Annotated in this window: 12 protein-coding genes and 3 pseudogenes; 6 read left to right on the forward strand and 9 right to left on the reverse strand. The window is 68.5% G+C overall.

Annotated elements, in window-relative coordinates; genetic code table 11:
• Positions 1–310: IS5/IS1182 family transposase (locus H293_RS0147975; protein ID WP_020124506.1), on the forward strand; the 310-nt coding region annotated here is incomplete at its 5' end.
• Between the two features lie 168 nt (positions 311–478).
• A complete protein-coding gene (locus tag H293_RS0147980; RefSeq protein ID WP_020124871.1) occupies positions 479–1,093 on the forward strand; it encodes a YwqG family protein in 615 nt (204 codons plus the stop codon).
• Between the two features lie 232 nt (positions 1,094–1,325).
• Here H293_RS0147980 and H293_RS0147985 read toward each other — a convergent pair whose 3' ends face one another.
• From H293_RS0147985 to H293_RS58205, 3 genes and pseudogenes are all read right to left on the reverse strand, one after another.
• Positions 1,326–2,102 carry a hypothetical protein gene (locus H293_RS0147985; RefSeq protein WP_020124872.1) on the reverse strand — a complete coding sequence of 259 codons (777 nt, stop codon included), beginning with the start codon at positions 2,100–2,102 and terminating at the stop codon, positions 1,326–1,328.
• Positions 2,103–2,239: 137 nt separating this feature from the next.
• Positions 2,240–2,686: pseudogene (locus H293_RS52325) on the reverse strand (ATP-binding protein); the annotation flags it as partial.
• The gene (locus H293_RS58205; protein WP_397896541.1) at positions 2,575–3,087 is read right to left on the reverse strand and encodes a DUF6884 domain-containing protein; all 513 of its coding nucleotides are present in this window, start codon (positions 3,085–3,087) and stop codon (positions 2,575–2,577) included. The pseudogene H293_RS52325 and the gene H293_RS58205, both read right to left, overlap by 112 nt.
• 135 nt (positions 3,088–3,222) lie before the next feature.
• On the opposite strand from H293_RS58205, the gene H293_RS0148000 reads away from it, so the two are divergent.
• Positions 3,223–3,603, forward strand: coding sequence for a MazG-like family protein (locus H293_RS0148000; protein WP_020124876.1), 381 nt, complete (start codon positions 3,223–3,225; stop codon positions 3,601–3,603).
• Between the two features lie 59 nt (positions 3,604–3,662).
• On the opposite strand, the gene H293_RS0148005 is transcribed toward H293_RS0148000, so the two are convergent.
• Together H293_RS0148005 and H293_RS59630 are read right to left on the reverse strand one after the other, a co-directional pair.
• Positions 3,663–4,088, reverse strand: a complete 426-nt coding sequence (locus H293_RS0148005) for a hypothetical protein (protein ID WP_051138288.1) — start codon at positions 4,086–4,088, stop codon at positions 3,663–3,665.
• 243 nt (positions 4,089–4,331) lie between these two features.
• Positions 4,332–4,646 (reverse strand): hypothetical protein, encoded by a 315-nt coding sequence (locus tag H293_RS59630; RefSeq protein ID WP_020124878.1) that lies wholly within the window; start codon positions 4,644–4,646, stop codon positions 4,332–4,334.
• Positions 4,647–5,130: 484 nt separating this feature from the next.
• On the opposite strand from H293_RS59630, the gene H293_RS58980 reads away from it, so the two are divergent.
• From H293_RS58980 to H293_RS0148025, 3 genes and pseudogenes are all read left to right on the forward strand, one after another.
• Positions 5,131–5,685, forward strand: a complete 555-nt coding sequence (locus tag H293_RS58980) for a hypothetical protein (protein WP_020124879.1) — start codon at positions 5,131–5,133, stop codon at positions 5,683–5,685.
• A 45-nt stretch (positions 5,686–5,730) separates the two neighbouring features.
• Positions 5,731–7,262, forward strand: a pseudogene (locus H293_RS0148020) (ISKra4 family transposase).
• A 129-nt stretch (positions 7,263–7,391) separates the two neighbouring features.
• A complete protein-coding gene (locus tag H293_RS0148025) occupies positions 7,392–8,018 on the forward strand; it encodes a hypothetical protein (RefSeq protein ID WP_259294746.1) in 627 nt (208 codons plus the stop codon).
• A 36-nt stretch (positions 8,019–8,054) separates the two neighbouring features.
• On the opposite strand, the gene H293_RS0148030 is transcribed toward H293_RS0148025, so the two are convergent.
• The 4 genes and pseudogenes from H293_RS0148030 to H293_RS62085 form a co-directional block, all read right to left on the reverse strand.
• Positions 8,055–8,432 (reverse strand): hypothetical protein, encoded by a 378-nt coding sequence (locus H293_RS0148030; protein WP_158694601.1) that lies wholly within the window; start codon positions 8,430–8,432, stop codon positions 8,055–8,057.
• 172 nt (positions 8,433–8,604) lie between these two features.
• Entirely contained in the window at positions 8,605–9,666 is a 1,062-nt protein-coding gene (locus H293_RS0148035) for a DUF6292 family protein (protein WP_020124883.1), read from the reverse strand.
• Between the two features lie 59 nt (positions 9,667–9,725).
• Positions 9,726–10,001, reverse strand: a complete 276-nt coding sequence (locus H293_RS0148040; RefSeq protein WP_020124884.1) for a hypothetical protein — start codon at positions 9,999–10,001, stop codon at positions 9,726–9,728.
• A 544-nt stretch (positions 10,002–10,545) separates the two neighbouring features.
• Positions 10,546–10,770 (reverse strand): annotated as a pseudogene (locus H293_RS62085) (IS30 family transposase); the annotation flags it as partial.
• Between the last annotated feature and the right edge of the window lie 48 nt (positions 10,771–10,818).

Here is a 10,818-nt window from a genome sequence, read left to right on the forward strand (position 1 = left end):
GGTCGACGGCGGCTACCGCAAGCACCTCGTCGAGCACGCCGCCGCCCTCGGCATCGACCTCGAAATCGTCCAACGCACCCCCGGAACCAGGGGATTCACCCCGATCCCGAAACGCTGGGCGGTCGAGCGGACCTACGGCTGGCTGATGCTGCACCGCCGCCTGGCGCGCGACTACGAAACCCACCCGCACCGCTCCGAAGCCATGATCCATCTCGCCATGACCGACCTGATGGCCCGCCGCCTCACCGGCGAGACCACCGTCTCCTGGCGCGACCCGACATCACCGGATCAAATTCACATCCCGGGATGAAACAACGGGAGAAAACGACCTCTCAGCACCATTGGTGCTGTCCACTGCAGGCAGGACTCCACGGCGCCGCACGCGAAGCGAGCTGAAACGGGGATGGGTTCGTACGTAACGAGACCAAGAGGACAGCGGATCGCCGGTGCTGTCAGAGGCTCCCTCTACAGTCCCTGTATGAGCACCACCTTGCTGATCCACGACGGCTCCACGGCGCCGTATGCCCCGGTCACTCGCATGGGCGGCCTTCCGCTGGCGCCCGCAGGCACCGCCTGGCCGGTGTGCGCGACCTGCTCCGGTCACCTCCAGTTCATCGCGCAGCTCGTACTGGAGGAGGAGCGGGGCACTGTGGCCGTCTTCATGTGCGCCAACGATCCAGGACTGTGCGAGGAGTGGAGCGCCACCGCCGGCGGCAACCGCGCGTTCCTCTTCCCGGCCGGTGGCCTCATACCCCTGTCTCGCCCGAACGGTGAGGCCGTGCTGGAGCTGGGCGCGGTCCGGGGCGTGGAGCGCGTGGAAATGCCGGGGCAGGACTACTGGGACGCTGCGCCGACCTGGGCGGCGAGGGCCGGCCGGTCCACGGGCGAGGTGCTCGGACAGCTTGGCGGGAACCCCGACTGGCTCCAAAACGACGAGACACCCGACTGCCCCGGCTGCGAGCAGCCGATGGCCTTCACCGCCCAGCTGGAGGAGGGCCCCGAATCCCGGACCGCGCCCAACTTCGGCTCCGGTTCGGCGTATGTGTTCACCTGCGAGCCGTGCCGCCGGGCGGCGTTCGGCTGGCAGTGCTGAGCCAAGAGGGAAAGGGTCGTTGAGTCGGCGTACCTGCGCCTCGGCTTCCCCGTAGGTGGGCGAGACGAGCAATAGCCCGGGGCAAAGGCAAGGGCAAGGGCACTGTTTCACATGGCTGATCTCTGAATGGCTTTGTTCGCTTCTAGGGGCAGCGTTTGTCCGCCGGTTTGGCAGCAGTTGCGGATCTTGGGGCCCGTAGACGTTCATGAGAAATAGCGGCGCCTGTGACGCGTCACTGCCCCGCGCGTGGCCGGGTGAGTCCGGCTCCGACCCTGGTCAGCATCTGGCCGAGGAGGTGGAGAGCTCGTGCCCGTGTCGGCACTCCGCGTGCTGTGCCCGTCCAGTTGGCGTCGGTGAGTTTCTCTGTCGCCGCGAGGGTCTGGTTGTCGTCTTGGGCGGCCAGCACGAGGACGAACCGCACGTAGTCGCCGATGTCGGTGCCCTGGGGGTGCTGGTTCATGAAGGTGTGCAGGCGCGCTGTCAGGGCGGGCAGGGTGCGGACGGTCGGGAAGACGACGGCGAGACCGGCGAGGGCCAGCTGAACCGCGGGGCATTCGACTGGCCAGCGGGCCAGTAGATCAGTGGTGTGCAACAGGACTGCGTTGCAGGCCCGGGCCTCGCTGTCGGGATCGGCGTGTCGCGGGATCGTCGGCCAGGTCTCGGCGAGGTGGCGCTCGGCGACGGTGGATGCGCTGAACAGCAGGTCGACGGCTTGGAACCGGTGTCGGGCGGGAATCCGGTCGTCGACGGCCAAGGCCGCAAGCAGGGCCAGGCCGTCGGCGGTGTGGGGCTGGCAGGTGTCCTGGTGGAGGATCTCGTTGTAGAACTCGGCGAGGAAGGCCCGGTCGTCCCAGGCCGGGTCGACCTCCGGGCCGAACAGCATCGCCGCTTGGAGCGGCATGCGGTCCGGCATGCGGTCCGCGATGACGTCCCGGAAGAGTAGCCGGATCGGCGGACCACAAGAGATCGCGTCGTGCCGGGTCTGCTCAGCTGCGGCGTGCGTGTCCATGACCAGCGCAGCCTACTGGGCCGTCGAGGTAGGCAGCGGCAGGCGTCAGCCGGCCTTGGCCGCCTCCTCGGCGCGAGCGCGGGTGTCGGCGTACTCTCCGTTCCGGCCGGGTCGGTACGTTTGAACGTCCCCAGCTGTCAGGCCACGTCGGTCTCTCGCTCGATGGCCTGTAGGCGGTTCTTGAGTCGGTAGCTCGGGCCGTTGATCGCGATCACTTCGCAGTGGTGGAGGAGCCGGTCGAGGATCGCGGTGGCGAGGACCTCGTCGCCGAAGACTTGGCCCCATTCGCTGAAGGTCTTGTTCGAGGTCAGGATGATGGAGCCCTTCTCGTAACGCTTGGAGATGACCTGGAAGACCAGGTTCGCCTCGGCACGTTCGAGGGGCTGATAGCCCACTTCGTCGACCACGAGGACGCTCGGCCGCAGGTAGGTGCCGAGTTTGTTGATCAGCCGCCCGGCCGACTCGGCAGCCTTCAGGTTGCGGACCATGTCGTCGAGGCTGGTGAAGTAGATCGAGTAGCCGGCCCGGCAGGCCGCGACCGCGAGAGCGACGGCGATATGTGTCTTGCCGACCCCGGGCGGCCCCGTACGGCGGTGACGGCGTCGACGTACGGGCGGCCGCCCAGGGCGACGAGGTCACGGGCCGCGAGGACGTCGAGCCCGGCGGCCTGGGCGCGCAGCTGCTCGACGCTGACGTGTCCGGGGGCGTCCATCCGCTGCTCATACGGCAGGAGTTCGTCGTCGAGCCGGACGAAGCCGTGCAGGGCGGAGAGCACGAGGACGCCGGCGGGACCGGGAATCCTCTCGGCAGCTCGCCGGCACATGAGGTGATACGAGCCGGTGTACAGGTGGCGGGCGGGGTTGGGGCGATCCACTGCGAGTTTGGCGGCCCGAGCAGGGCGAAGTGCGCAGGTTCGTGGATTCCTGAACGCACTCACGGTGGAATCTGCGTGCCGGGGAGCTTTCGCGGCGTCGGCGGCGGCCACCGCGCTGGTGGTGGGGGCGAGGAGCCGACGGCTGCGGAGGAACGCGGAGAGGGAAGAGGGTGGGCAGGAGGCGCTGTTCGAGGGCGAGGCCCCGTTCGATGACTAGGGGCTGTCGTCCCATGGCAGGCTGCGGGTATGAGCGAGCACGACACCTCCGCGGACCTGTGGGAGTCGATCGGCCGACTGCACGCCTGGCTGGACGCGAACCGGACGCACGACGGCACGGACGGACTGCTGCTGCGCGTGCTGAAGCTGTCGGAGGAGGTGGGTGAGGTGGCGCAGGCGGTGATCGGCACGATGGGCCAGAACCCGCGCAAGGGCACCACGCACGACTGGGAGGACGTCCAGGCGGAGTTGTGCGACGTGGTGATCACGGCGCTGGTGGCGCTGCGCACTCTGACTCCGGACGCCCGCGAGGTGTTCGCGGCACACTTGGAGAGGGTTGGCAGGCGTTCGCTGGGCTCTTCGCCGTCCGGGACGGTGCCGTCCGAGGCAATGCCGTACGACCGCCCCTGACACCAGCGGATCGGCTCCGGGCCGGTCGCGCTCCCCGAACGAGGGAAGCGCCGCCGCTGTCAAGCCGCCGCCGATTGCCGGTGCTGATTGCGGAATTGCCGGAGCAGCTCCGCCCACACCAGCAGGCAGGTCGCGGGCGCGGCGGCGGCGAACAGCATGTGCACGTTGTCCTCGCCCGCGCTGTGCGACGCCCACAGGCTCCAGGCCAGGGCCGCCAGCACTCCCACCACCGTCAGGAACCAGGAGGGCAGCTCGCGGCGGTTGTCGACGATCGCCGCCGCCGCGCCCAGACCGCCGCCGACCACCAGCCCCATGACCAGGACCGCGCGGGTCCAGTCGGGGGCCCCGATGACGCCTTCCAGTACGGGCTTCGCGTGAAGCTGCCGGTATGTGATCAGCAGGCTGCCGATATAGACGATCGCCAACGTCGTCAGGCTCAGGACTCTGACGAACTGCCCCAGCGTGCCGCGGTTTCCACCAGCCATGCTGTACCCCCACTATGGAACAAGGCCGGAATTGGCTCTACAGGATGCCCGGTTGGGCATGAATACGGCAGGGGGTCGCGGAAAATCCCCCGCGACGGAGCGCAGGGCCACGGCACCGTGGGGAGGCAATGGGGACCCGACCTTGGCCCAGGTGACGATGCGGTGCAGTTGGACAAGTGAATCCTTGCCGACACTGGATTGCACCAGGATGGCGTGCGCGGCGTCCATCAACTCCAGTGCGATTTAAGCGAGTTTGTCAAGCAGGCCAACGGCGACCTCGTCGCGGTTCGTGACTCGGTCGCGGCCTCGTGCGTGCGGGGCGTAGGAGGCTCCGAGGGTGCGGTTGGCGGCGCGGGCGGCCAGGAAGGTGCGGGACACCTTGCGCTGGGCGGACTTCAGGCGGTCGAGGCTGTCGGCGTGGACCTCCAGCGCCCGGTCCAGTTCGGTGGACTCGGGGGCACGCTCAGGGTCCTGGGCCGTGGGGCGTTGGCGTGCGAGCTCGTCGACGCGGTCGCGGGTCTGTGCAGCTGCCTTCGATGCCCGGGCGGCGGCGCGCACTGCGCCGCGCGTGCGGCGGTCGCCTGCTGCGCCTGGCAGACAGGTCCAGCAAGTGCAGGCGTGTGGTGATGTCCATGGGGGTCCTCAGCCGTGTGGTGTCTTCGGTTCGGGCCCTGGGGGCGGGCAGCTGCCACTGCTGCCCGCCCCCAGGTAGATCAGCGCGGGTTGCTGCCAGCGGTCACAGAACGGCGGTGGCCACGAGCTCGGCGAGCCGGGTGGGCGGTGCATACGCGGGCATGCGGTGGCTCCAGAGAGTTCGTGCGCGGGCGATGGACCGAGGCGGCGCGTGCCGGGCCCGTAGGGCGGGCCGGCACCGGGCGGTGTGCCGCGTGTGGTCAGTCGCGCTCCAGCTCCAGAGCCACGAACTCCTTCTCGGTGGGGTGTAGCTCTCTTCCGGGGAAGCCCTTGAGCTGGGAGAACGCTGGTTGATGGTGTGGGCGGGGCAGGCGTCCTTCCACTGTGGCGGGTGAAGTAGGGGGCGTCGATGGTGTCGTTGATCGAGGAGTTGGAGGCGCGGGAGGCCGCGGCCCGTGTCCGGGTGGAGGAACTCGAGGCGGAGATCGTCGAGTTGACGGCTCGGCTGGTGGGTGAGCGGGAGGTGTGGTCGCGGCTGCGGGTGACACGCGAGACGGTGGCCCAGGTTCTCGCCGAACTGTCCGGGCAGGACGTTGCCGAGACTGCGTCGTTGCGGGAGCCGGTGGCGGCGGAGGAACCGGTGGAGCCTGTAGTGCGGGTGGTGGGGGCGGTCATGGTGCCGCACTGGCGGGAAGGTCTCACGACGGACGTACTGCCGGACGTGTACCGGGACATCGTCGAGGTGATCGCGGACGCGTCAGGGCCGATGCAGGCCAAGCAGATGCTGCCCAGGATCGGGCTTCCCGCGGTGACCGCGAAGATCGAGGGGACGCGGGGGAAGCTGAAACGGCTGGTGGAACGGGGCTGGCTGATCGAGGACCAGCCCGGACGGTTCGCCCCCGCTCATCGGGGGCCGGGCGGGGAATCGGCGAACTCGCGGAACGATAAAGGCTCTTCTCTCTAACTTCGGAGGTACCACACCAAACCGAAGCCGCAGAAAGAAGAGCCGGTGGAACCCTACGACGCGTTAGATGACATCGATCCGTTCGCCGCCGCGACAAGGGCCTTCGACTGCCTGAAAGGCGCGTTGGCCGGTCCGGAGTCGGCCGCGCTGTCCCATCACGAACTCGAAGACCTGGTCGGGCTTGAAGGCCGTGAGCTACTGCGGCTGCTGTTCCAGGGCCACCTCGATCTGCGGAGATGCGGGAGCGGGCGCAGGCGCGGCAGGCCGAAGAAGCAGTGGTCCGTGGTGCGGACGGGCAGGTCCGCCGGCACCGCGAGGTGGGCCACTCCCGCCTGCTGGCCTGCGTGTTCGGCACGGTCACCGTGACGCGGTGCGCCTGGCGGGGCAAGGGCCAAACCAGCGTGCACCCGGCCGACGCGGAGCTCTCGCTGCCCGCGCACTTGCACTCTCACGGCCTGCGTCGCCTCGCTGTCCTGGAAGCCGTCCGCGGTTCCTACGACCAGGCCAAGGAGGCGATCGACCGCAGCTGCGGGAAGGTCCTGGGCAAGCGGCAGGCCGAGCAGCTTGTCGTCGCCGCGGCCGCCGACATCGACGCCTTCTACCAGCACACGATTCCTCTCCCGTCGACCGCCGCCACCGCGCTCGTCCTCCAGGTCGACGGCGAGGGTGTGGTGATGCGCCCCGAAGCCCTGCGGCCCGCGACGCTCAAGGCACACCAGAAGAACAGGCACGCTCTGCGCACCCGGCTTGCGCCGGGCGAGAAGCCACACCGCAAACGAATGGCCACCCTGGCCTGCGTCTTCGACAGCGATCCCGCCCCGCGCCGACCGCACGACGTCATCGCTCCGCCCGAGGGACGCAGCCCCCTGCGCTCACCTCGTCCCGGGCCGAAGGCAGACCACAAGTGGCTCACCGCCTCCCTCGTCCATCCGCCCGAGCAGGTGATCGCCGCCGCATTCGATCAGGCCCAGGCCCGTGACCGGGACCATCTGCGCAACTGGGTCGTGCTGGTCGACGGAGCCCGCCACCAGCTCGAGTTGATCCAGACCGAAGCCGGCCGGCGCCACATCACGGTGCACGTCCTGCTCGACTTCGTCCACGTCGCCGAGTACGTCTGGGGCGCGGCACACTGCTTTAACAAGCCCGGTGCCCCCGAAGCCGAAGCCTGGGTCGCCGGCCACCTCACCACGATCCTCCATGGCCAGGCCGCCCGCGCCGCCGCCGAGATCACCACCCAGTCAGATCAGTGCGGGCTACGCGGAACCCGGCGCGAGGGCGCCGACGCCTGCGTCCGTTACCTCACCGGCCACCTCGCCCAGCTCCGCTACGACACCGCGCTCACCGCAGGCTGGCCGATCGCCACCGGCCCGATCGAAGGCGCCTGCCGCCACTTGATCGGCGACCGCCTCGACATCACCGGCAGCCGCTGGGGCCTGGACGGCGCCGAAGCCGTCCCCCAGCTCCGCGCCCTGATCGACAACGGCGACTTCGACGCCTACTGGCGATACCACCTCGCCCGCGAGCACGAACGCCTCTACCCAACCCCCGACCAGCACAACTACGAACTCACGGCCTGACATGGCGCTGAGCGAACGGACCGACCCGCCAAAGTAGCCGATACTCCTGTCCCACCTGCAGGTCTCCCGAGGCACTTCCGCCTTCGAGTGCACCTTCAGACGGGCCCGCCAGGGCGATAGCGTGTGGTCGTGACGGACCATTCGTATGACGCGGCCGACATCGAGGTGATCGAGTTCGATGCCGCCGTGCGCAGACGGCCGGGTATGTACCTCGGGGTCGAACCTGAAGATCCGAAGCTGCCGACCAACTTGCTCTGCGCGGTGGGCCGCCATGTGCTTCATCCAGCGACAAGCGTTGCCGAGGACCACACCCTGCGTGGTCTCCTCGAGATCACCAGCGACAGCAGCTTCACGATATCCATGGATCAGCGGCACGCCTGGCATGACCCCGGTACTCCCGTCCTCGGATACTACGGCTCCCTCCTCGGGCCCGAGTGGTGGCTGTTGGCTGCTGCTGCCGCGCTGTCCGGGCATGTGACTGTTGAGATGTGGTGCGCAGGGCACGGTTTGCGTCAAGTCCTCACCGGCATCCGGCCTCGCACCGCCCCCCGAGCGTTTCATCCACCACAAGGCAACGGCACGAGAGTGAGCTTCACCTTCGACCCGGCATATGTCGGGCCGCACTTCGTTCTCCCTACGGAACTTGAAGACCTCGACCTACACGGTCCGCACTGCTCGCAGCCAGCGGACTCGGGCCACGTCCTGTTCAGGGACGTCCGCCGCGGACAACCAGTACAGGAAGTCTTGCACCGCTGACTCAACCACGTGATCAGGGACGTCCCTCAAGGGGAACTACACCCTTCTCGGTGCGGGCGGTGAAGCGCACCGGGAGCGGGACAGTGGGAGCGTCGAGGACGTAGGAATCGTCGTGGGTGATGTAGATCTGGATGCGGTCGGCCCGAAAGACTCGGAAGTTCCGCTCAGGCGGTCCATAGACTGCACGAGGACGGCGCCGTCGCCTCCGGTGACGATGTCGTGGATCTCGATGGTGCGAATGGAAGTGGCCTCGTCCGCGTCGGCGTACGCGATGGTGACGGCGCGCCGTTCGTCCATGGCGCGGCCGAGGTCGGTGAGGGTGTCGGTGAGCGGCTGACGGGCGGTGTTCTTCATCGTTTCCAGCACGAAAGCCTCCCTGGGGATGTGCCTGTCTTCGGTGGTGGGCTCTGCCACGAGGCCTACAAGACAAATATACCGCATTAGCATCACTTGCGGGAGTGGGACGCGCCTGTTTTTGCAGGCCAATTGGCACGTCAACTGCCGGCCACGCGAAGCGGCCCGGACACCGAGACGGTGTCCGGGCCGCTGGCCGGGGTTGTCGCGTCGTGCGAGCTCGTGCGGGGGTTCAGCCCTGCAGAGTGCCTCCGGTCGGGTGGACGGTCTTGGGATGCTTGGAGCCGTGCCGGCGGTCGGTGAGCGCGGCCAGCAGTTCGGCGGGTTCAGGCTGCTGGCGCTCGCTGAGGTAGCGGATGCCGTCTCCCTCCGGCGGGGTGCCGGTCTCCTTGCCGATCGGGTGACGCTTGCTGACGGCGGTACGCCAGCCGTAACGCTCGTCCCACACAAGGGCGGCCGCGCCGGATCCGCTCAACGCCACAGCTGCGGCAAGGACATCGCCCTCCAGGCGCTGGACTCGGACATCCTGCGCCTCGGCCAGGCCTGCGCCGACCAGGACGTCGGCGACGCGCTGCAGGTACGGCTGCACGTGCCGGGCGCGCAGCTCGGTGGCGGCGGCGGTCAGAGCGGTGCGCTGTACCGCCGTGGGGTAGCCGAGACGGGTGGCGGCCTCCTCGGGAGTCAGGTCCGGGTCGTCCTGCAGCAGGTCGGCGATCCGCTCCCCACGCAACCGGGGCAGGGCACGCGCGGCCGCGGCGTAGGACAGGCCGACGCGTTCCTGGACCGTTGCGAGGGTCACCGACGGGTCTTCGTCGAGTAGATCGCCGACCCTGGCAGAGATCTCGTCCCGCGGCACCATGTCCCCGCTTCCCTTCGGACGGCCCTTGGATCCGCTGCCGGTGCCCTTGCCAGTGCGGAAGGCCTGCACGATGCCGCGCGGGCAGTGCTCCACCCCCTTGACCATGGTCAGGTGGGGAGCGATCTGGGGGTGCGTCTTGTAGTTCTTGTCCCAGGTCTTGGGACTGACGCCCAGCTCGGCGGCGGCTTCGTTGCGGTCCAGGAGGTCCTGATCGTCGCCTCCCTGCGGCAGTTCGGGGATGGGGCGGCCGGCCAGGTAGGCGGCGGTCTGCTCGCTGTCCCACAGCTTCACCCGCGCCTCGTCGGAGCTGATCTTGGGCGGGAAGTCCTCGTCGGCGTAGGGCTGTTTGTTGCGGAAGGTACCGATCGTCACGCCCATGGCGGCGGCGAGTTCTTCGCTGTTCTGGGCGTACTTCCGGCGTCCGGCGCGGATCATCACTTTCTCCTGGTCGGTTGTGCAGGGCGCCGGCGTCGGCGTTGCGGGCGGGGGCGGGCTTATGCCGCGGGGGCGGGCGAGCCAACGGCAGCACGCCACTGGTCTTCGATGGCGCGGGCACCCGCCGACTGCCCGGGGGCCGCAGCCGTGGGCAGCAGCGGAGGAATGAGGCTGCAGGCCGGGAACACCTCGAGGCCCGCCTTCACACAGACCGTCGGAACGAAGCCCGCGACCTCGTCGACGAACCGGGCGGTCATGCGGATCAGAGGCACAGGATCGACGTTGTGGCGCGCGCGGCGTAAGACGGCGGCGCGCGGTGGTGCGCCGTGCAGCATGGAGGAACTCCTTGACGACGTTGGCGACTTCGGGCTGGACGCGCTTGCCACAACACGCCCAACGAAAGAAAGTTACCGCACTTGCATCATCGGGGGCAAGGAGGCGTTCCTTGCGCCTGCCGCACCGCTACACTCGAAGGACGGCGCAACCGGTGCGGGTCACTTCCTGTCCTGAGCGGTGCGTGTCTTCGGTTGGCCGGTGCCCTTGCCACCCGCTTCGGCGGATTGGGCGCCGGCCGCTCTCTTTATCCCCACCTTGGCCAGCCACCTTCGCAACACCGGTATCGGCGATCTTGAGGGGTAGGGCTCTTCAAAAGAGAACGCTGTCCCCGCTCTTACAGGAACAGGCACGGTTCGGTGAGGCAACCACCCGCAGCCATGATCATATTGGGTGAGATCCACAGAATGTCTCCGCCAGACCGGCGCGACGGTTAGACTCCGCGTCATGTCAGAGAGCCTGGGACCCGCGCCCGAGCCAGGCCGCGTCGCCAGAGCGTCCCTGACAACCGCTGCTCCCAGAATCTTTGGCAACGTTCCTCTTCGGAACCCCCTCGGCGATCGCGATGCGGTCGTTCTGGGTGAGGTATCGGTCGTCGACGGGTCTGTCGGGCAAGAGCATGCGTCCAGCCTTGATGAACCACAGCGAGCCCGCACTGGTGGATACGCCCACTCGGCGGGCAGCGGCTGCCCCTTTCAGGCCATCTCTACGCAGCTCGAAGTACTCCTTCGGCACCGACAACGGCAGTCGGTTGGCTCCACCTCGCGGCATGGGTCCAAGTCCCTTCGGGTGTCGCAACCACGGATGGAAACCGCCGCG

Source organism: Streptomyces canus 299MFChir4.1 (assembly GCF_000383615.1).
GTDB lineage: Bacteria > Actinomycetota > Actinomycetes > Streptomycetales > Streptomycetaceae > Streptomyces > Streptomyces canus_C.